A 21,701-nucleotide genomic window follows, 5' to 3' on the forward strand; every position below is an offset into this window, starting at 1 on the left:
CGTTCGTGCGCCACGCTTCTCTACGCCGGCGACTCCCCGGCGAGTCGCAGCGATGCTTCGATGGCATCGATGACGTCCAGCCCGATCTGGAGCTGCCGCTCATCCAGTTGCTGGCTCGCCACGTGCTGCTGCGTCGGCAGATTGTGGGTGACGACCCCGTGGGCGACATCGTCGGTCAGCTCGACGTGCACGGCCTTGGCCATCCGCCGGACGTCGCCCAGCTGAACCATGAACCCGAACGGCTTGCCGGGGATCGGATCGCGGTAGACCTTGACGGCCACCCGATGTTCTCGGAGGAAGAGCTGCTTGCCCTCGTCGTCCCGCGAGTTCCAGATGTCCGCGAAGGTGCGGCCTGTCAGAGCGAACTTCCCGCGCTGCTCTTCGTACTCGGCGAGCTGGGTGCGAAGCCGCGACAGCTTCGCGGACTGCGAGTTGAGCAGCGACCAGTAGACCTCTTCCTTCTCCGGGGCGTCGTACTTTCCCGCCCCGAAGTCGGCCTTCAGCCGGTCCAGGCGCGCCTGCGTGGCCGTGATGTCGCTGGACGGGTCGTACAGATCGGCTGCCACCTCCCGTGCCTCGGGGAGATGTCCCATGTGCTCCAGGAACACCTTGGTGAGTTCGCCTTCGAGCTCCGCCGAGTCCACGGCCGCGGCGCTCTCACAGGTCCCCTGGACCTTGTGCCGGCTGCACTTGTACCGGGAGTAGTGCCACTCCTTCGCCGGGCGGTCCCCCTTGGCGGGCTTTCGGTTGGTGAAGACGGCCTTCGTCAGCGGGCCGCCACAGGAGCCGCACGAGGCCACTCCGACCAGCATGGCCTGGCTCTTGGTCACCTTGGGCCCGAAGGCGCGGTTGTCCGCCAGTTTCAGGACCACCTTGTTCCATGTGGCAAGGTCAAGAAGGGGAGTGTCCGCGATCATGCGCGGATTGCCGGCGTCGTCCTCGACGATCTCACCCTTGTAGGTGTAGAGCCCGGCGATCTTGGGGTTGAGCATCATGCCCCGGATCGAGGAGTTCGACCATTGGCTCTCCTGCGCCCGCTTGCTGTTGGGCTGGATCCGCGAGAGCCACGTGGGCTCGCCCCGGGTGGCGAGGTCCTTAGAGATGGAGCGCAGGCTCTCGCCGTCCAGGATCTTCTTCGCGATCTCTTGGGCGAGCTCCATGTAGTGGGGGAGTGCTTCGAGTCGCTTCCCCTTGCCCTTGCCCACCTGGACGATCTCGTAGCCGAAGGGCGGGAGGCCAGCCACCCACATGCCGGAGGCGAGGCGGGTCTGCACGGCGTCGAGTGCCCGGGATCGGATCGTGTCCAACTCTCCCTCGGCGAAGACGGCGAGGATCTGGGCGAACATCTTGCCCATGGGGGTGGACATGTCGATCCCCTCCTGGGTCGACACGATGATCTTGCCGTTCTCCTGGCACCACTGGACGATCTCGCTGAAGTGGGCGACCCGGCGACTCAGCCGGTCGATCTTCATGACGCAGAGCGCATCCCAGAGGCCCTTGTGTTCATCGTCGAACCACTTGCCGAGGTCGGGGCGCTTGAAGGGGTGGAGTCCGCCGGACACGTCGGTGTCCGTTGCCCAGGCGACGATTCGAGCGTCCCGCCCCGGCGCCTCCACCCAATGCTGTACGTGCTCCTTCTGGCGGGGTATCGCCGTGGAATCGTCGGTGTCGACGGAGAGCCGCAGGGAACCCAGGACGCGCAGTGTCATGGGATGACCCTAGCGTGAGTTGGTGGATGGTCAAGAAAGAAGACACTGGCGCTCCAGATCGCCCACAACCGTGATGCGCGGGGCCTGCAGGGCGTGATCTTCACGCGCGACGACCGGGCGGGGGAGGGGAAGCTCTCGTCCCGCCTCGGTTTGGTGACGGAGGCGGTGGAGGCGCCGGAGGGCATGGACCTGTACGCGTACCTGGTGGCTCAGTTGTCGAAGGGCGGCAAGGCGGACTACGTGATCGTGGACGAGGCGCAGTTCCTCGCCCCGGACCAGATCGACCAGCTGGCCAGGATCGTCGACGACCTCGGCCTCGACGTGTTCGCCTTCGGCATCACCACGGACTTCCGCACCAAGCTCTTCCCCGGCTCCCAGCGCCTGATCGAGCTGGCGGACCGCCTCGAACAGCTCCAGGTCGAGGCCCTGTGCTGGTGCGGAGCCCGCGCCACCCACAACGCCCGCACGGTGGGCGGCGAAATGGTCGTCGAGGGCGCCCAGGTCGTCGTCGGTGACGTGAACCGCCCCGCGGAGGAGATCGGTTATGAGGTCCTCTGCCGCCGCCACCACCGCAAGCTGATGACGAGCGCCACGGCCCACGCGGGCGCCCTCTCCCCGGACGTCCTCCCGGTCAACCACGCCTGACCGGGATCCCTGTGCCCGGTGTGGCCGTTTTCCGGGAAGGTACACTCCTGGCACACCTCGGACCAGCGGTCACGCGCTTGGAAGGCATGCGTTCCTTCCGTCACCTGCTCATCCTCCGTGGCCGACCTACTGCTCCGTGCCCGGTTCCCCCCTGCCCGCTGGTGCCCCTGGTGCGCGGGTGCCTTCGCCACCACTCCGCGTTGTGCTTTGGCATGTGCAAGTGCTCTGGGCAGGCGTGCCGGCAGCACCCCTGCACGAACACCACGGTCCGCGCGGCGCGGCCGGTCCCCGGACGGGAAGGTCCCCCCGGTGCCGAAAAGCCTCACGTCTCAGCAGCGCACTCCGGCCGATCTGCCTTGAGAATGCCTGCGCCCATCCGGGACCGTCAGTACTGGCGCCAGTAGTTGCGACGTTCGACCTGCCAACCACCGCTCCGTTCACCGAAGCCCTCCTGACCGCAGAGGTCTTCGCCATTGAATCCGCAGACACCAGTCCAGGTCGTCCGGCCGAAGCGACGGCTTTCTGTCACCCTGATTCTCCAAGCCAGGTTCCAGCCTTTGGTGGCAAGGGTGTCCATGGCAGCCGCCGCCAGCAGCAAGGCCGGAGGTCCGTGGCGGTCGATGCCCGGGTCGTGGAGGACTGGCTGGAGTTCCCCGGGAAGATGAAAGTCGAGGTGCCGGCCGCTCCAACGGAGGTCCAATAGGTCGGCCAGCGCCCGTGATGGAACCGCCCGGTTCTCCGGCTTGCCCTTGGCACCGTCCGGCAGGCGTACGAGGTAGGCATCCTCGTATTCCGCCGTGCTGGGGGACGTGGCTTCACCGCCAGATGAGGATCCTGTGGTAGCTCCTGGTCGCCGGAAGTACTCCGCGAGGTACATCTGCAGTGGCAATCGCTCGCTCAGATGCGGTGACTCCCCGGTACCCAGCACGGTCGCGATGGCGCCCGCCCGCATGTCGCTCCGCACAAGGACTGTCTCCACCTCCACATGGACATGCCCCTGGCCGGTACCCGGTCTGGCGGGCGCCGACGAGCCCCCGTCCAGTCGCAGAACGGTGTACGGGTCGGTGACGAGAACCGGCAGTTGGCCTCCTCTCTCCGCGTCGTCAGGCCGGTCAAGGTTGTATTCGGCGCGCAGCACATACCAGGCCGCCCCCTCGGGGTCTTGCACCATCGCAAACCGGGGTGGCTGCAAGCCTCTCAGCACATCGGCGATGTCACCCTCGCCCACTGGGGCACACCACCAGGAGTCGGACCGCCGACTCAGGTGGGCCGAGGACGTCGGCCACCCGGGTGGGACGGTCGGGTCGATCCCGTGCCGCCGGTCGAGCACGGAGAGCTCGGACCAAGCGCGCAGCCCGCCCAGGCCGGACTTGGTCGTGCCGTGCCATTCCTCCAGGACGGTCTCGAGGACCTTCTGCTGCTGGGCGTAGGCAGGCCACTCCTCAAGCCGATAGCCCGTCCGGCGGCGCATCTTCACCTCAAGCCGCCTCGGCTTGAGAATCCGAGACCGCTGGACCAGCCACCGATAGCGCCTTGGATGGCTGTCGGTCTTCTCGACCATCGACCCGAAGTAGCTCTCGCACCGCTCCAGCTTTCGCCGGGAGACCGGCAGCGGAGGAGCCCATGGCAGTCCGACCCTGGGCTCCTCGCACGGCAGGGCAGACGACGGCCAGAGCAACGTCCGCAAGCTGGAGATCGTCTGTTGGATGCCTCTGTGTGCCCTGAACTGGTCACGCATTACGACGGCGTTCCACTGCTCCACTGGAACTGCCTCACAGCCCAGCAAGAGGGCACCGTAAGCGGCCAGCCAACTCGCTTCGGCAATATACGAGTCGTGGTGCTTCCCGAAGATTTCCACCTGTTCGATCGCCGCCCCGGGAACTTCCCGCCAGATCTGCGCCACTGTGCGCACGCACTGAGCGCGCAGTGGAGGGCTGGGAACTGCAGCAAGCCACAGCAACACTCTGGTCACATCCGTGGCGTTCTTCCGAACCTCGTCGGCCCCGCAGCCCGCCCATCTGATGAACTGCTGGACCATCGCCATTCCGTCGCGATCTTCCAAGAGGTGCAGCATCGGAACGATGAAACGGCTTGCCAACTGGTGTTTCTTCAGCCCGCGAAGCTCATGGTGCAGGAAGCCGGCACCAGCTTGATGTTTCCGGCAGGCCGAGTTCACCAGCACTGTGTACCAGACCCACGGTGCCAGCTTGGGGTCAGACGTATGACGCCTCAGGAAACGGAGTGATTGGCGCGTGACCTGATCACGATGCCTGCCTTCGAGAGAATCCAGAACAGCCATGACGGCTGCCGATGGCAATCGCTTCGGCAGGAAGTGCGGGAGCTCCTTCTTCGGGTGGGTGTAGGGCACCACGCCAGCCAGAGCCGACAGCAATCGGTGGGCCCGATTGGCGGTTTCATCAGGGCCGGACAGATCTCTCACCAGGGAAGCCAGGTGACGCCGGCGCTCGGGTCCGACCATCAGGTTGCGGGCCCACACGTGCTCGGCGAACCTCTGTACAGCGAACCCGATCCGCTGATTCTGTGGATCCGACGCCAATACACCCGCCTGGAAGAGCCATTCCAGGAGCTGTACGGGCTCTCCCAATTCAGGCGCGCTGCGCAGAGCCGCACATGCCGAGCCGTGGTCGAGGGAATCTTGCAGACCCAGACGCTCGCCGAGGAGTGCACAGGCCCGGCTCACCAACGGTTGGCCGGCGGCGGACGGCCGACCATGGAGGTACCGGAAGTAGTCCTTGTCGAGGTTCTTCAGCCATCGCTCGAAGAGGTCGCCGATGCTGGGCACTGGCACTGGCACGGGTGCATCGCCATCCACTCCGTCACGCTCGTGATCCAGGCACCAGGCGAGCACGGTGAGCATCAACGGTCGGCGCAGTTCGGCGACATCGGGTGGAAGAACCAGCGCGGGCACCTGGTAGACATCCCGCAGGACCTCCCAGGCCTTCTCCGGGTCCGCCACACCGCTCGCCCAGTGGATCCCGTAGCGCCCGACCGCACCTTCGTCCTGTGACATGCGCCGGTCCAGGCGGGTGGATGCCACGAGCAAGACCTTGGGGAACTCCCTCAGCAATACCGTCAGGGACGCGAACCCGTCCAGCTCATGACCGCGCAGAGTGGCAACATCGTTGAGGGCATCGATCACCAGCGTGGCATTCTTCCCGCTGGCACGGGCATGCCCTTGAAGCGCCGCGAGCAGGTTCCGAACGGGACCACTCCGACCACCCGGCGTAGCCGCGCCGGCGATTTCCTCCTCCCACTGCTCGCCGCCGAGTTCCCGACCGCTGACGAACGCCACCGGGGCCCCGGCTTCGACCCGGGCCTCCGCCCAGGCCCCGAGGCCGTAGGACTTGCCGGTGCCCCACCCTCCGGCAATCAGCAGAGCACCAGTCGCTCGGGTGAGCAGGGAAGCGTCGATACCGATACCAGCCAGCTGGCGCTGGCATGCGTGCAGTTCCTGCAATGCGGAGAACAGCCTCCGCTCAGCAGAGACGTGGTCGACAGGCAAATCGTCACGCGGCCCTGATGCTTCGAACGCTGCACACAGCTCACGGATTACGACTCCCATGGCCTCCGCCACTGAGGCCGCCTGATGCAGAACCGGCGTGATGGTGCTGCCATAGTCCCTCGCGGACTCGGGCGGCACGTCTTCGAGCATGGTGGCCAGCTCCTCGACCCCCAGAAGGCACGCCGCGCGGTCACGCTCCTGGCTACGCCACACCGCGAGGGCTGATTCGACCCGCTTGGCCGTTGGCTGTCGAAATCCTTCGGCAGGCGGATCCCAGCCGACCCAGGGCTGCAGGGCTTCGGCCGCCGACCGGGTGCGAGCCGCAACTGTCCCGGGGGAGGTTAACTCGTCGAGGACATCGCTGAGCGGAGTGTGCAGCCACGGAGTCTGCAGCCCATCGGCGTCGGTGCCCGGGCGGATGCTGCGCGCCGTAGCCAGCGCCTTGCGATCGAGGTCGACGCGGTGAGCAATCTGATCCCCGGCGGAGGGTGGTTCGGACTCGGCAAGCAGTTGTCCGACGACACGTGCACCGTCGGTGTGAATGTGCAACTCGCCCACGTTTCCGGCCTGCACGACCGGATGGTGGAACTCCCCGCCTTCGATGCGATTCGACACCCACCCGATTCTGCCGGAGGCCAGTGGCCCAGAGGCGTCCTTCCGGCAAGAGAGGTGGGCAGTCAACCGGTCAGCGTTCCAGTCCCATGACGTCCTCGAACCTTCCGCCGGCGTACCAACGGCGGAAGCCCAACAGGGAGATGAGTAGCCCTACTCAGTACGAACGTTGAACGTGATGTTGGAAAAGTCCCGTCCCTGGAACACCTTGCCCTGGGTTCCCCCACTGATGTGGTTGTGGACCTCGCCGCCTGAGTTCACGGCCTGCGTCCGCTGCCACCATTCTTCGAGAAGGCCTCGGAACTCGGCGTCCAGCGCCGCCCGCACGCCCAAGGCAGTTGCCAGCGCCTGCGCTCGCATCGGATCGGCGGGATCCGCTTCCAGCGAGGCGAGCTCCAGCTGGCTTGAACTCACGCCAGGGAGCGTCTCTTCGGACTCCCCGCGCCGGAAGGGGCGCCGGACGAGTGCAGTGAGTCCTTGCCACGCATGACGGCCGGCTTCCCCGCCGACCCCTCCAGCCAGTGCTGCAAGGGCGGCCGCCGTAATCGGATCCATGGTTACGCTCCCTGAGTCGTCGTCTGTGCCCACCATAGGAGCGTCGAGGTCCAGGCGTAGCGATTTCGAACGAGGCCCACGGCGTGCTTGGGTATGCCGGTGGGAAGGCCTCATCCCGGCGGTCTCATTTCCGGCCAAGGAGGCCTGCAGCAGGTGTCGTGATTCAGTGGTCCTCCCACCCATCCCGCCTTGCGGAACGTACCGTTGGGGGATGGCTGAGGAGACGTACAACAGGCTGGACGGGCGTGCCGAGGTGGTCGTTCAGGCCGGCCGTATCGGTGAATTGCATCAGCACCTGCACGGGGCGATGCCTCCGGCTCAGCCAGTGCCCTTTCAGCTGCCGCCCGCAATCGTGCACTTCGAGAACCGGCAGGCCGAACAGGAACGGATTGCTCTGGCCGCCGAGAGCCACTCAGGCCATGCCGGTCCGTTGGTCGTCGGGTTGACCGGGATCGGCGGGATTGGCAAGACCGCCCTGGGGTTCCACGTGGCCCGTCAACTCAGCGAGAGGTATCCGGACGGGATCCTGTACGTAGATCTGGACGACCTGCGCCGGGATGGAGCGGTGGAGGTGGCGGACGCCGTCGCGGAGTTGCTGAGCGGGCTTGGGGTCGCGCCGGAGTGGTTGGAGCGGTCCTTCGCGGGCCGCTCGAAGCAGTACTGGACACGTACCCGGGACAAGCGGCTCATCGTGGTCGTCGACAACGCGCGGTACGGAGCGGAAGCCGTCCCGCTCCTTCCGGCGTCCGCCGGGAGTCTCGTCATCGTGAACAGCCAAGGTTCGCTGTATGACCTCCACGGTGTTGCGGCGGTCGAGGTGCCCGTCGACTTCCTGGCGGTGGACGATGCTGTCCGGCTGCTCGGGCGCGTCGTGGACGATCCCCGGCTATCGGCGGAGCCGGAGGCTGTTGCGGAGTTGGCCCGCGGCTGCGGGGGGCTGCCGGCCGCGCTCCACGTGGCAGGCCAGTGGGTCCGCAAGTACCGCCGACGCAGCCTGTCCCGGCTGGTCGCCGAGCTGACCGCGGAGCTGTACGAGAGGGGCATCCCCATGGTGGAGGCGGTGTGGGACGCCGCGTACACAGGGCTCGGACCGGAGGCCGCACGGCTCTACTGCCTGCTGTCGCAGTTTCCCGCCCCGGCCGTCACCGCTCCGGCTGCCGCGGCGATCCTCAGTGGTGGACTGGCGTCGGCCGAGGACGCGCTGGAGGAGTTGGAGTCGGCCGGCCTCCTGGAGAACCGGGCCGAGGGATACCGGATGCACGACCTGCTGCGCGGGCATGCCGACCGCCGTGCACGCCAGGCCGACCCCGAAGGAGCGGACCGTACCGAGGCACTCCACAGACTCATTCGTTGGTATCGGCGCCAGTCGGCGCGGGCAGACCTGCTGAGCGCCGGCCCCCGCATGACCTTCGCCGACCTGCCCGGTCCACTGGGCGGGGACGTACCCGACATCGAGTTCGCCGGCAAGACGGCGGCTCTGAGGTGGCTGGAGTCGCAGCGGCTCGCTCTGTTTGCCTGTGTCCGGCTCGCCTTCGAGGCAGAGCTGTATGAGGATGCCTGGGCCTTGTGCGAACCCCTGTGGACCCACTTCCTCGACCACCCGCACTATGCGGACGTGACAGATGCCTTCCGCATCGGAGTGGCCGCTGCCGATCGCCTGGAATGCCTGCCGGCGATGGTCCGGATGCGGTGCCAGCTGGCCAGGCCGCTGTGGGAGCAAGAGCGTTACGGCGAGGCCGAGGCACACCTGCGGCAGGCGCTGAGTGCCTCCGAGGCACTGGGTGAATCCACTCGGGACCGGAAGCTGAAGGCGTCGGCCGTTGAGTTTCGGGGCCTGTTGAAGTCCGCTAGAGGAGATTGGGCGGGAGCCGCCTCGGACTTCGAGGCGGCCAGAGGAGTGCACGTGGAGATCGGCAACGCGTACGGAGTCCTGCTCCAGACCTACTTGCTGGGCCGCACGGCGCTGCGCCAGGGCGAGCAGGGACAGGCGGTCGCCCTCCTGAGCGAGGCCCACAGCATGGCGCGGGAGCAAGAACGGGAGCGGATGACGGCGCGGACCGGATTCGAACTCGGCTGTGCGCTGAGGCGCGCAGGCCGGGCGGCAGAAGCGGCCGGTCTGGTGCAGGCCGCACTGGACAGCGCCCGTCAGCGAGGATCCACGGCCGATGAGGTGCGCGTCCTGGAGGAACTGGCCGCCCTTGCGGACGAGCTGGGTGAGGTCACGGACGCGGAGCAGCACCGGACCGCGGCGCGGCTGCTGGCTGCGCGCTCCGGCGCAGTACCGAGCGACGATCAGAGCTCGTAACCGAGGTCTGCCTCGTCAGCCGGGCCCAGGCGGATACGGACACTGAATGGGCCTGTGTCGCAGACGAGCGACACTGGAGGTGTCCACCGCTCGTTGGCGCCCAGCCATGAGTGGACCGCTGAGACCACGGCCGCCGGATCGCAGCGCAGGACACGTCCGGAGGCCCTGCACGGCTCGATCCGGACACTGAGCAGTCCCGCCGAGCGGTGCCTGATCAGGCACCGCTCGGGGGTGAGGATTGCGGCTGCGGTCCGGCAGCCGGGAGCGTCGTCCAGAGCACGAGAGGTCCAGCCTGCCGCTGTCCAGGCGCTGGTGTGTGGAGCGGGGGAGACGGATCGGGCTCGGCACCACAGCACCGACGCGCTTTGCAAGTGGCGCTGATCGGCCTCCGGATGCTCGGCCGCCAGATGGTGCACAGCCTCGGAGGTGGACGGGGGGAACCGCGAGATGGTGATCTGGTTCCCGGATACGTCGGCCCGTACCGAGAAGGCGGCAGGTCGTGGCGGCACGACTACTGGCCGGGGGAGGGGGTGCGGCGCCACCGGAATGGAGGGCGGCCGCAGTCCCAGCAGTCGATAGAGCTCGCGGCGGAGCCGCGGCAGGGCTTGACCCTGGTGGGCGAAAGCAGCGCTTGCGAGGCCGCCGGCGTCGTGGGTCGCGGCAGCCAGGAGAGCACCCGGCAGCTCGGCGGCTTCGGAAAGCCTGGGCGCCCGCGCGAGTACCTCCGCCATGGGGCTGCCTGGGATCAGCTCGCTCCCGCCGTCGTACGCGCCGATGATCGCGAGGCCCAGAGCGGCCGCGTAGAGGGCGGTGGAGCCGTGGTCGGTCACCACGGCATCGGCCGCGACCAGAAGGGCGGCCCATTCCTCGTACGGACCGGCCAACACCAGGCCCGCTGCCAGGGCGGGAGAGAGCTGGCGGGAGAGGTCGAACGAGCCCGTCCGGCTGTACTCGTTGGGATGGAGGATCAACGCGATCTGGTACGCGTCGTGGGGGAGCAGGCCGATGAGTTCGCCCGGCAACTCCGGCCGCTGGGCGAGCAGGGATTCAGGCCCCCACGTGGATGTGAGGGCGATGAGGCGTCGCCTGCCCGTGCCGAGGGCGGAACGGTAGCTCTCCCGGTGGGCGAGCGAGCCGAGCAGCCGATCCAGGGTGGGGTCGCCTACCACCGTCGCCTGAGCGGCGGCGGGAGGGCAGTACTCGGTGAGGCGGGCGAGTTGGTCGCCGTGCGCCAGCGCATGGAGGTCGGCCCAGGGTTCCCCGTGGGCGAGCAGGTAATGCGGATCGAGGCCGGACGGGAGCTGCGGTGAACCGTCGCCACTGACCGCTTTATTGAAGCCGGCGCCGTGCGGCAGTACTACCCGGGGCCCGGACAGCGCCCGCAGCGGTCCCTTCGGGCTGGCGGTCAGGATCAGGTCGTGCTCGCGGCCATGAGCTTCGTCCCAGGTGAGGGTTCGGGCGCCGGAGAGTTCCAATGCCGCGAGGGCGCCCACGTCGAACGCAGATCCCGGTACCAGGGTGAACCTGACGGCGATGCGTTCGTCACCATCGAAGACGGGCAGTACGTCGAGAAGTCGGTGCAAGGCCCCCGCGGACCGAACGGCGACGAGGACTGCCCGCTGCCCGCTGCCCGCTGCCCGCTGATCATCAATTCTAGCTGAAAAGCCACTAAGGGGAACGTTGTTCCTGGAGGACGGGGCGAAATCGTCAAGGGCCTCTGGCGGCATACCGTTGATCGTACCGGCGGCGCAACGCCAGGATCCGGCTTCGCTGTGGCCTGCCTGATTAGGTGTGCTGTGTCCCGCGGCCGGCCCAACAGACTGGGGGCGCGGTGCCAGGCGGCCACAATGCCTTCGCGCGAGTTGGTGGATGGTCAAGAAAGAAGACACTGGCGCTCTAGATCGCCCACAACCGTGATGCGCGGGGCCTGCAGGGCGTGATCTTCACTCGTGACGACCGTGCGGGGGAGGGCAAGCTGTCCTCCCGTCTGGGCCTGGTGACGGAGGCGGTGGAGGCGCCGGAGGGCATGGACCTGTACGCGTACGTGGTCGCCCAGCTCTCCAAGGGCGGCAAGGCGGACTATGTGATCGTGGACGAGGCCCAGTTCCTGGCCCCCGAGCAGATCGACCAGCTGGCCCGGATCGTGGACGACCTGGACATGGACGTCTTCGCCTTCGGCATCACCACGGACTTCCGTACGAAGCTGTTCCCCGGCTCGCAGCGCCTGATCGAGCTGGCGGACCGCCTGGAGCAGCTCCAGGTGGAGGCCCTGTGCTGGTGCGGCGCCCGTGCCACGCACAACGCCCGCACGATAGACGGCGAGATGGTGGTCGAGGGCGCCCAGGTGGTGGTCGGCGACGTGAACCGTCCGGCGGAGGAGATCGGCTACGAGGTCCTCTGCCGCCGCCACCACCGCAAGCGCATGACCTCGGCCGCGGCTCACGCCGGAGCCCTCTCCCCGGACGTCCTCCCGGTCAACCACGCCTGACGGCCTTCCCTGCGGGCCTGCGGGCCTGTGGCGGCCCTGGGGCGGGGGGCGAAGGGCGGTCGTGCGAAAGGCTGTTCGTCAGCGCGGGGCGGACCGAGACGCACGTCCGGGTGGTACTTGCCCGCGCGGGCGCATTCTGGCGGTCCGGGCCGGGGAGGGCCGCAAGAGTTGGGCCATGATCATGGATCCCGACGCCAACTCCGCATCCCCCGAAGCTCCGGCGCCCTCCCGCCGGCCCTCCCGCCGTACCGTCATCGTCGGCGCCGCCGCCGTCGCCGGAGCCGGCGGGCTGGCGGGCGCCGTCACCTCCGCCGAGACCTCGCAGGCCGTCCCCGGCGCCGCGGTCGCCGACTGGGACGCCTGCCTGACGATCGCCCGGGCCATCCTCGTACGGGACGGCGAGGACCAGCCGCTGGTCCCGCGCTACGCCGACATCCTGCTGAAGAACGGCCTGCCCCGCTCGCGCCGTCCCGGCAAGAAGGTGCTGATCGTCGGCGCCGGGCCGGCCGGCCTGACCGCCGCCCATCTCCTGCGCGAGGCCGGCCACCAGGTCACCGTCATCGAGGCCAACGCCAACCGGGTGGGCGGCCGGATCAAGACCTTCCGCACCGGCGGCCACGAGAACGCCGCCCAGCCCTTCGCCGACCCGAAGCAGTACGCCGAGGCCGGCGCGATGCGCATCCCCGACAGCCACCCGCTGGTCACCGGGCTGATGGACGGCCTCGGCCTCAAGCGCCGCCGCTTCCACCTGGTCGACGTGGACGGGGCCGGCCGCCCCGCGTACCGCACGTGGATCCACGTCAACGGCATCCGGGTCCGCCGCGCCGACTACGCGCGCGCCCCGCAGGCGCTCAACCGTTCCTTCGGAGTGTCGAAGGCGTACGAGTCCGTATCCTCCTCGCAGATCGTCCGCGACGCCTTCGCCCCCGTGCGGGGGGAGATCGAGGGCAAGAAGGACAAGGAACTCGTCGAGGGCTGGGCGCGCGTCATCCAGCGCTACGGCCACATGTCGATGTACCGCTTCCTGACGGAGGAGGCCAAGCTCGACGAGCGGACCATCGACCTGATCGGCACCGTCGAGAACCTCACCTCCCGCCTGCACCTCGCCTTCGTACACAGCTTCATCGGCGCCTCGCTGATCAGCCCCGACACCGCCTTCTACGAACTGCCCGACGGCACCGCCACCCTGGCCGACGCGATGTACGCCCGGGTCAAGGACCTCGTACGGCTCGACCGCCGTGCCACCCGCATCACCCACGGCGAGGGCACGGTCAGCGTCGAAACCGTCTCCGAGGGCCGCGGCGGCAGCCCCGTGCGGCGCGAGACCTTCACCGCCGACACCGCCATCATCACCGTCCCCTTCTCCGGGCTGCGCCACATCCCCGTCAGCCCGGCGCTCTCGTACGGCAAGCGGCGCGCGGTCACCGAGCTGCACTACGACGCCGCCACGAAGGTGCTGCTCGAATTCAGCCGCCGCTGGTGGGAGTTCGACGAGGCCGACTGGAAGCGCGAGCTGGAGGCCGTACAGCCCGGGCTGTACCGGAAGTACCAGACCGGGCAGAGCCCGGCGAACGGGACCCTGCTGGGCGCCCACTCCTCCGTACCCGGGGGCCACATCTCCGCGGGCCAGCGCTCCCACTACGCCGCCAGCCGGGTGGTCACCCGAGACCAGCCCGAGGCGGCCGGCGTCATCGGCGGCGGGTCGGCCACCGACAACCCCAACCGGTTCATGTTCCAGCCCTCCTACCCCGTCGAAGGCAGCGCGGGCGGCGTCATCCTCGCCTCCTACAGCTGGTCGGACGACGCCCTGAAGTGGGACTCCCTGGACGACGAGGAGCGCTACCCGCGCGCCCTCGCCGGCGTCCAGGAGGTGTTCGGGCAGCGCATCGAGGTGTTCTACACGGGCGTCGGCCGCACCCAGTCCTGGATGCGCGACCCGTACGCCTACGGTGAGGCGTCCGTGCTGCTGCCGGGCCAGCACACCGAGCTCTTCCCCCATGTCCGAAGCGCCGAGGGGGCTCTGCACTTCGCCGGGTGCCACACCTCCATCAAGCCCGCCTGGATCGAGGGAGCCCTGGAATCCGCGGTGCGGACCGCCCTGGAAGTCCACACGGCGTAGCGGCCGTCAGCTCTCGGCGAGCACGATCAGCCAGTCCTCCTCGCAGAACCGGACCCGCTGCCGCTTGTCGGGATTGATCCGCACCCCGAAGTCGGGGCCCGTGGAGCCACGAGCGCGCAGCCGGTAGCCGACCGCGCACTCGCGGCGCCGCCGCGCCGATTCGACGACGGTGGCGAAGGAGACCTCGGCGCCGGCCCGGACGTAGTCCGCGGCCGGCCTGAGGTGGAACTCGTGGCCCTCCGCTTTGAACAACTCCTCGAAGACCTCCGCGAGATACGGACTCTCCGAGATCTGGGTCATCAGCAGGCTGATCAGCCTGCCGCTCACGATGAAGTCGGCGCCGTCCCGGGCGGGCGCGAGGAGCCGGTTGCCGTCGTCGGACATCTCGGTGGTGAGCGCGAGTTCCACCTGTGCGCACTCCCCGATGGCCCGCAGGTGCAGCAGGGCGACCAGTGTCCTGTCGTCGGCCCGGGCCTGCGGATCCGTCGCCGTGGCGAGGGGGGCGATGGGCGAGTCCGGAGCCGGGGGCACGGGATCCGCCTCACCGAGCACGATCACGCTGTCGTACGAGGGCACGTCCAGCTTGGCCAGGGTGAGCGGATCGGTGATGTCGCCGTCGTGGAAGGAGACTTCGAGGCGGGACCACGAGGCGGGGACGGCCCGGCCGCCGGGCGTGGCCGCGTACTCGCCGAGCGCCACGACGTCGAGGGTGGTTCCCGGGCTCACGTACTGGTCGAGCTGCTCGATGACGAGCCGGGCGCGGCGGTTCCAGCCGAGCATGAGGAGGCGCTCGGGCCGGGCGGTCCAGCCCCCGGCCGTCACGATCGCGGCCTCCTCGACATGGGAGGCGACGTCCTCCCGCACGGCCGTGTCGTCGTCCCGGGAGATGACGATGATCCGGTCGGCCGGGCCGATCACCGACCCCGGACCGGGATTGAGGGTGACGCTCCCGTCGGGGTGCAGCAGGCCGACCGCCGAGGACGTGGCGAAGGACAGCAGCGCCTCTCCGAACGTACGCCCCACGAGGTCCTCGGCGGCGACCGGGTACAACTCGTCGCCCTCGAAGGCCAGCAGCTCCGAGTAGACGAGCGAGAGGCCGGGCTGCAGGGCGGTCTGGACGAGGAGCCGGGCGACGATGTCGTCGACGCACAGGACGTGTCCCAAGGGTCCGGCGGCCAGCTTGGCGGTCATGTGGTTGCGGGAGTCGCGGACGGCGGCGACCACCACGGCTCCGCCACCTCCCGCCCCGGGGACGGCCGCGTCGAGGGCGAGCAGCGTCTTCACCACGTGGGCGTCACCCGAGTCCCCGGCGGGAGGCAGCACCAGCACCGCCTTCGCGGTGTGCGGACTCACCCGGCACAGCTCGGTGGGGTCGGTGGTGCTCCCGCTGCGGCAGACGATCCGCGTCCGGCCCCTGGCCCTGTCGCTGACGCGGGTGGAGATCTCGTCCTCCATCCGCACCTTGTCCTGCGGGGCGAGCACGGCGATGGCGGAGAGGCGCTGGTTCGCGTTCGCGGCCACCAGCTCCGCGATCACGGGGAACACCTGGTCCGACCACCCCAGTACGACGGTGTCCCGCGTCTCCACCACGGTGGAGTGGCCGAGGCGCAGCGACATGATGCGCCCGTTGATGCCCGTGGTGATCAGGCTGACCAGGGTCGACACGAAGAGCAGCGCCACGAGCGCGAGGGACACGGAGGCCAGCACGTAGAGCGGGGAGCCGAGCGCACCCCCGATCTTCAGGGTCTGGCCGACGCTGACCCACACGGCGGCGAGCCGGCCGGAGAGCGTGGCCGGAGCGGCCCGGTCGGACCATACGAGGACCGTGCTCGCCGGAACGACGACGGCGAGGCAGGCCAGGGCGAGCCAGCCGATGAGCGCGGCCGTTCCCCCCGAGACCAGATGGTCGAAGCGGTACCGGAGGCGGAGCCGCAGTGACGTCGTGTGTTGCTGCGCCACACAAGCTCCCGTACGTGAGTCGACGCGCCGGTGGAGCGGCTGCCCGCCACTCCGGGAGCCAGCCTAGGCAGATCGCCGCTCCGGCCCGCCGAGAACCCCGCCGGGCTCACCCAGAGGTGTGAACGCGCCAAGGGTGCGCCGAGCGCCGGAGCAGTGCCCCGGCGCTCGGCGCGTGGACGGAGGAGGCGGCGGGGGCCGCCTCCGGTCAGGTCGCGGTGGTCCGGCGGGTGTCGCTCCTGTCCGTGCACAGGGCCCAGATGACGAAGACGCCGATGGCGATCGAGATGAGCGCCCAGAGCGGCGTGTAGGGCAGCCACAGGAAGTTCAGGATGATGTCCAGCGAGGCGATCACCACGCCCGTGACCCTGGCCCACGCGGCGCCCTTGAGGATGCCCACGCCGACGACGGCGAGCACGATGCCCACGATGAGGTGGATCCAGCCCCACGCCGTGACGTCGAACTTGAAGGTGTAGTCGCCGACGCGCGTGTAGACGTCGTCCTCCGCGATGCCGACGATCCCCTTGAGGATGCCGAGGACGCCTTCGACGAGCATCAGGACACCGGCGAACACCGTGCCGCCCGCCGCCCACGCGCTCTGCCCGGCGGTGGGGTCCTGACTTCGGGGGGCCCTGCTGGGGGGCGTTGTCTGTGCCACGAGAAGCTCCTTCGTCGGGCGGGACGCCGAGGGTCCGGCGTCTGGGCCAGCGTCCGCGGCGGGGGCGCGGACGGACACCGGAGCGCCGCCGTTCGGGTGAATTCGACTCCCCGTCGCGCGGCTCAGTAGCGCAGGGCCTTCCCCGTCTCCGCCGTGACCGTGCCCGACAGCGTGTGGGTGCTGCGCGCCGTGCCCTCGCCGGTGGCGTTCGCGGCCACGTCCGAGATCGTGACCACCACGGTGTCCAGGAGCTTTCCGCTCTCGTCCTTGAAGTCCACCTGCACGGCGAAGGACTTCTTCGAACCGTCCGAGTTCCTGGCGGAGACCGACACGGTGGAGCGCCCGTCCGCGTCCTTCGCGGGCGCGCCCAGCGTGACCTCGTCCTTCGCGTCGACGCCGTCCTTGACCTCGGAGAGCTTGTCCTTCGCGACGGCCGCCGCCGACTCGACCGCCTCCGACGCCGCGGAGGCGGCCGAGGACACCACCGCCCCCGCCGACGCCGCGGCGGACGCCGCCTTCGAGGCCGCGGCGGAGGCTCCGTCGCCGTCCGAACAGCCCGTGGCGCCCAACGCCAGGGCCACCATCACCACACCTGCCAGCCCGTGCCCGCGTACGCCTGCCATCACGCCTCCTTGATTCGACTCCGTCCAGTCAAGGGCCGCCGGGCCCGCCCCGCCCGCCCGGTCCGTCATCCGAGTGATCGTCCGCGCGAGGTGCGTCCCGGAGTCCCTCCCCGGCACGCCGGAAGGCCGGCGGGGCGCGGTGCCCTGCCGGCCTTCCGTACGCGCCGTACGCGCCGTGTGGTCAGGGGGTCGTCTTGCCCACCTCCAAGTCGGCCGTCGGGTCCTTGACCGTGCCGCCGGGCGGGCCGGCGGCCGCGCTCGTGTTGTTCGCGGGCCTGGGGTCGGCGGTCAGCGAGTCGACGGTGGCGGTGTTGCGGATGTCGGAGCCGTTGCCGGTGTACTCCGGGTCCAGCTTCACCTTGATGACCCAGGTCATCGAGGCCCCGGGCGCCAGGCGCGGCAGCGGGCCGCAGGTGACGGTCCGTCCGGAGGTGCACGTGGCGTCGCCGGAGACGAAGCTCAGCGCGGTCGGCAGCGTGTCGGAGACCGTGATCTGCTCGGCCTGCGAGGGGCCGTTGTTGGTGACGGTCAGGGCGTAGTCGAAGGTCTCGCCCGGGGCCACGGGGGCCGTCTGGACGGGCTTCTTGGTGATGGCGAGGTCCGCGGCGGGGTCCGTGACGTGCCCGCCGGGCACGGTCGCGGTGCTGCTGTCGTTCTGGCTCGCCGGGTCGATGTTGTCCGCCGTCACCCGGGCGGTGTTCTTCAGGTCGCTGCCGTCGCCGCCGTACGCGGGATCGACCTTGACGGTGAGCAGGTACTCGACCGTCTCGCCGACCTTGAGCGGGCTGGTGCGCTTGCACGACACCAGGTGTCCGGCGACGGTGCATCCGGCGGGGGAGGACGCCACGTACGAGAGGCCCTCGGGGAGGTTGTCGGAGAGCTTGACGTTGAAGGCGTCGGCGGACGGGCCGTTGTTGGTGACCCGGATCCGGTAGTCGAAGGTCTCGCCCGGCACCGGCGGCTTGGTGCCGACTGCCTCCTTGGTCACCGCCAGGTCCGCGGTCGGCTTGTTGACGGTGCTGCCGGGCAGGCCCGCCGGGCTGCTCGTGTTGTTCTCCGGTTTGGGGTCCTTGGTCCGCGAGGCGGCGGTCGCCGTGTTGCGGATGTCGGAGCCGTTGCCGGTGTAGCCGCTGTCGAGGCGGACGGTGAACCGCCAGGTGCGGGACGCCGCCGGCTCCAGTACGGCCACCGGGCCGCAGCTGACCGTACCGTCGGTGTCCGAGCAGCCGTCGGGGGAGGAGACGAAGGCGAGCTGCGCGGGCAGCTTGTCGGTGATCGCCGTGCCGACGGCCCGGGACGGGCCGTCGTTGGTCGCGGTCACCACGTACTCGAAGGTCTGCCCGGGTGCGATCGGGGTGTCGTTCGCGGGCCGCTTGGTCGTCCACACGTCGGCCTGCGGGGCGGTCACCCCGCCCGGGGGCAGTACGGCGTGCGAGGTGTTGTCGGTGGGCTCCGGGTCCTTGGACGCGGAGGCGGAGGTCGCGGTGTTGCGCAGGTCGCTGCCGTCACCGGCGTAGGCGGCGTCCAGCTTCACCTTGAACGTCCACTTCACCTCCGCGCCCGGCACGAGGCGGGCCAGCGGACCACAGGTGACGGTCCGTCCGGAAGCAGCGCACGGACCGGCCGAGGATACGAACGTCAGCCCGTCGGGCAGGGCGTCGGTCACCACGACGTTGCGCGCGTCCGAGGGCCCCTTGTTGGTCGTGCGGACCTCGTACTCGTACTCCTGGCCCGGGACCGTCGGCCCCGCGCCCAGCGGGGTCTTGACGGTGGCCAGGTCCGAGACGGGATCGAACGGCCCCGGAGGCAGCACCGGATCCGGCTTGTTGTTGGCGGGGTCGGGATCGGTGGCTTCCGACGTGCCCGTGGCGCTGTTGCCGAGGTCGGAGCCGTCGCCCTGGTACGAGGGGCTCAGCCGGGCCTGGAAGGACCAGCTCTTGGTCTCCCCGGCGGCCAGCTGCGGTTCGGGCCCGCACGTGACGGTCTGGCCGGTGGCGGTGCAGCCGTCGGAGGAGCCCACGAAGGACATCCCGTTGGGGAGCCGGTCCGTCGCGATGACCTTCCGGGCCACCGACGGGCCCTTGTTCCGCGCGGTCAGGGTGTAGGTGATCAGGTCACCGGGGGCCTTGGCACGCTGTGCCGTCACCTCGACCGTATGCCCTCCGCCGGGCAGGGCGGCGGCCGCGGGGACCGGTCCGGCCCACAGGGCCGCGGCGCAGAGCAGCGGAGCCAGGGCCCACACCGCCGGGCGCCGGCCTGGTGTCGTCGTCATCGCGCATCGTTTCCGTTTCGTGCGGGAGAGGACCGTACAGAGCGCTGTACGGGAGTTCGGGGGAAGGGGGCGGATGGGCGGGCGCCCCGTCAGCCCGCGGTGGCGTGCTTGGTGAGCTCGATGTCGGAGCTCGGCGGGCGGACGCGCCCGCCGGGCACGCCGGCCGAGCCGCTGTTGTCGAGCGGGTTCGCGTCGGCGGTGTCCGCGCGGGCGGTCGCCGTGTTGCGCAGGCCCGTCCCGTCACCGGTGTACGCCGGGTCGAGGCGCACGGTGAAGGTCCACGACCGGACCCCGCCCGGGTCCAGGGTCGCCTCGGTGCCGCAGGTGACGTCCCGGCCGGCGGCGCTGCAGCCCCCGGGCGAGGAGACGAAGGCGAGCGCCGCGGGCAGCGGGTCGGCGACCGTGACCTTCCGGGCCACGGACGGGCCGCCGTTGCGCACGGTCACCGTGTAGGTGAAGGTCTCCCCGGGGGCCACGGGGGAGCGGGTCTCGGCGGCCTTGGTCAGCGAGAGGTCGGCCCGGGCGGCCGCCACCCCGCCGGGCGGAGCGGCGGCCGCGCTGGTGTTGTTCGCGGGCTGCGGATCGGCGACGGCGTGCCGGAGCGACGCGACGTTCCCGAGGTCCGAGCCGTCGCCCTGATAGGCCGGGTCCAGCCGTACGCGCACCGTCCACGAGGTGCTGGTACCGGCGTTCAGCTGATCGCGGACCGGGCAGGACAGCACCTGGCCCGAGGCCGTGCACCCGTCGCCGGAGGAGACGAACCGCAGCGGCCCGGGAAGGGTGTCGGAGAGCTGGACGGCGGTCGTGTGGGAGGGCCCCAGGTTGCGTGCCGTGATCCGGTACTCGAACTCCTGGCCCGGGGCCACGGGCCCGGAGCCGAGCCCCTCCTTCTCCGCCGCCACGTCGGCGCGCGCCGTCACGACCGTGGCGGCGGCGGTCGCGCTGTTGTCGGCCGGGTTGGTGTCCTTGCGGTCCTCCGGGGCGGTCACGGTGGCCGTGTTCGTCAGGGTGGCCGGCTGCGCCGGGGCCGTACCGGTGACCGTGTAGGTGACGGAGCCGCCGCGCTGGAAGTCGGCCGTCGTGTCCAGGGTGTTCCCGCTGCCCGACGCCCGTCCGCAGGTCCCGCCGGTGCCGGCGCGGCAGGTCCAGGTCACGTTGGTCAGACCGGGCACGGTGTCGCGCACGACGGCTCCGGTGACCTCGTTGGCCTGGCTGTTGGAGACGGCCAGCGTGTAGGTCACCGGTCCGCCGCCGGCGGGCACGCTCGCCGGGGAGCCCGTCTTCGCGATGGTCAGGTCGGCCGGCACGTTGATCTGGAGGTCGTCGATCTCGTGGATGTTCGTCGCGCCGCCGGTGCTCGCGGAGAAACCGACCTTGAGGGTGGCGGGCAGCGCCGGCTGGCCGGTGATGCCCGTGACGTCGAAGTCGGTGATCAGCTGGTCCATGGCCGTGCCGGGGCCGCTGTCGGACCACACCGACAGCAGCATCTTCGTACCGCTGGGCAGCAGGGACACGCGCGCCGTGCGCTGCTTGGCGCGGCTGCCGGTCTCCACGGTATTGCCCGGTCCGTCGGCGGCCGTGGCGTAGCGGTACCCCGTCGAGGCGCTGCCTCCGCCGCGCACCACGATCTTGTTGGGCTGGCCCCCCGGCCCGCCGTTGCCGACCACGGTCGAGGAAAAGTTGCCGAACTCGTCCAGTCCGATGCCGAGGTAGGCGCCCGGTACGCCCGAGGTCGTGCAGCGGGACGGCACCGGGCCCGTGCAGGCGTAGCCGAGGCTGCCGCCGGACGGGCCGGCGCCGGCGGCCGCCGCGCCGTCGGTCAGGTAGAACGACAGCCCGTCACCCCGCTTGCCCTCGATGGCGGTTCCGCCGTACGTGGCGTAGCTGAACTCGGCCAGGATGCCGAGGCTGGAGGGGAAGGAGTCCTTCATCCTCCACGTGCCGGCCTGGTTGGTGCCGGCGGACGTCAGGCGCAGCCAGCCCTCTCCCGGGTAGCTCGCGCCGCCGCTCGTGGTGCCCAGGTTGGTGGAGCTGTCGAAGGTCTCGTTGAGGGGGAAGGCGAGCGCACGGGGTCCGCCGTGCCCTTCGGCCCGCCGGCCGGTCCGGTCGCCGGTCCGGTCGCCGTCCGCGGCCGCCGCCGATGTCGTCGCCGGCAGCAGCGCGGCCGTGCACAGCAGCGGTACGGCGGCCCTCCGCCACCAGGTGCTCCAGGGCAGGGTCATACGGGCACGATCCT

12 protein-coding genes and 1 pseudogene are annotated in these 21,701 nt (G+C 70.0%); 4 read left to right on the forward strand and 9 right to left on the reverse strand.

The genetic code is table 11. The features are described 5' to 3' along the window. Nucleotides 1-20 precede the first annotated feature (20 nt). Nucleotides 21-1,709, reverse strand: a complete 1,689-nt coding sequence (locus DRB89_RS15285; RefSeq protein ID WP_112448406.1) for a recombinase family protein — start codon at nucleotides 1,707-1,709, stop codon at nucleotides 21-23. A 45-nt stretch (nucleotides 1,710-1,754) separates the two neighbouring features. Between DRB89_RS15285 and DRB89_RS15290 the strand changes: the two genes are divergently transcribed. Next, a complete protein-coding gene (locus DRB89_RS15290; protein WP_112448405.1) occupies nucleotides 1,755-2,354 on the forward strand; it encodes a thymidine kinase in 600 nt (199 codons plus the stop codon). Nucleotides 2,355-2,739: 385 nt separating this feature from the next. Here the strand turns inward: DRB89_RS15290 and DRB89_RS15295 are convergent, their stop codons facing one another. Next, nucleotides 2,740-6,492, reverse strand: a complete 3,753-nt coding sequence (locus DRB89_RS15295) for a hypothetical protein (RefSeq protein ID WP_162688589.1) — start codon at nucleotides 6,490-6,492, stop codon at nucleotides 2,740-2,742. 150 nt (nucleotides 6,493-6,642) lie between these two features. Continuing rightward, on the reverse strand, nucleotides 6,643-6,903 hold the full coding sequence (locus tag DRB89_RS46330; protein ID WP_343234515.1) for a hypothetical protein: 261 nt from the start codon (nucleotides 6,901-6,903) through the stop codon (nucleotides 6,643-6,645). A gap of 352 nt (nucleotides 6,904-7,255) precedes the next feature. Between DRB89_RS46330 and DRB89_RS15305 the strand changes: the two genes are divergently transcribed. Continuing rightward, on the forward strand, nucleotides 7,256-9,349 hold the full coding sequence (locus tag DRB89_RS15305) for an NB-ARC domain-containing protein (protein WP_112448403.1): 2,094 nt from the start codon (nucleotides 7,256-7,258) through the stop codon (nucleotides 9,347-9,349). On the opposite strand, the gene DRB89_RS15310 is transcribed toward DRB89_RS15305, so the two are convergent. Continuing rightward, nucleotides 9,337-11,076: a translation initiation factor 2 gene (locus tag DRB89_RS15310; RefSeq protein WP_239516158.1), complete on the reverse strand. Its 1,740-nt coding sequence runs from the start codon at nucleotides 11,074-11,076 to the stop codon at nucleotides 9,337-9,339. The genes DRB89_RS15305 and DRB89_RS15310 overlap by 13 nt on opposite strands. A 104-nt stretch (nucleotides 11,077-11,180) precedes the next feature. Between DRB89_RS15310 and DRB89_RS15315 the strand changes: the two are divergent. Beyond that, nucleotides 11,181-11,837: pseudogene (locus DRB89_RS15315) on the forward strand (thymidine kinase). Between the two features lie 181 nt (nucleotides 11,838-12,018). Beyond that, nucleotides 12,019-13,956 carry an NAD(P)/FAD-dependent oxidoreductase gene (locus DRB89_RS15320; RefSeq protein WP_204358013.1) on the forward strand — a complete coding sequence of 646 codons (1,938 nt, stop codon included), beginning with the start codon at nucleotides 12,019-12,021 and terminating at the stop codon, nucleotides 13,954-13,956. A 6-nt stretch (nucleotides 13,957-13,962) separates the two neighbouring features. Here the strand turns inward: DRB89_RS15320 and DRB89_RS15325 are convergent, their stop codons facing one another. From DRB89_RS15325 to DRB89_RS15345, 5 genes are all read right to left on the reverse strand, one after another. Next, nucleotides 13,963-15,915, reverse strand: a complete 1,953-nt coding sequence (locus DRB89_RS15325; RefSeq protein ID WP_239516159.1) for an NAD-binding lipoprotein — start codon at nucleotides 15,913-15,915, stop codon at nucleotides 13,963-13,965. A 205-nt stretch (nucleotides 15,916-16,120) separates the two neighbouring features. Beyond that, complete coding sequence (locus tag DRB89_RS15330; protein ID WP_112448400.1) at nucleotides 16,121-16,570, reverse strand: hypothetical protein; 450 nt, start codon at nucleotides 16,568-16,570, stop codon at nucleotides 16,121-16,123. Nucleotides 16,571-16,692: 122 nt separating this feature from the next. Further along, complete coding sequence (locus tag DRB89_RS15335; RefSeq protein WP_112448398.1) at nucleotides 16,693-17,193, reverse strand: hypothetical protein; 501 nt, start codon at nucleotides 17,191-17,193, stop codon at nucleotides 16,693-16,695. 181 nt (nucleotides 17,194-17,374) lie between these two features. Then, nucleotides 17,375-19,465 (reverse strand): DUF11 domain-containing protein, encoded by a 2,091-nt coding sequence (locus tag DRB89_RS15340; RefSeq protein ID WP_112448397.1) that lies wholly within the window; start codon nucleotides 19,463-19,465, stop codon nucleotides 17,375-17,377. An 89-nt stretch (nucleotides 19,466-19,554) separates the two neighbouring features. After that, a complete protein-coding gene (locus tag DRB89_RS15345) occupies nucleotides 19,555-21,687 on the reverse strand; it encodes a DUF11 domain-containing protein (protein ID WP_112448396.1) in 2,133 nt (710 codons plus the stop codon). Nucleotides 21,688-21,701 lie beyond the last annotated feature (14 nt).

It is taken from the genome of Streptomyces sp. ICC4 (genome assembly GCF_003287915.1).
Classification (GTDB): domain Bacteria; phylum Actinomycetota; class Actinomycetes; order Streptomycetales; family Streptomycetaceae; genus Streptomyces; species Streptomyces tritrimontium.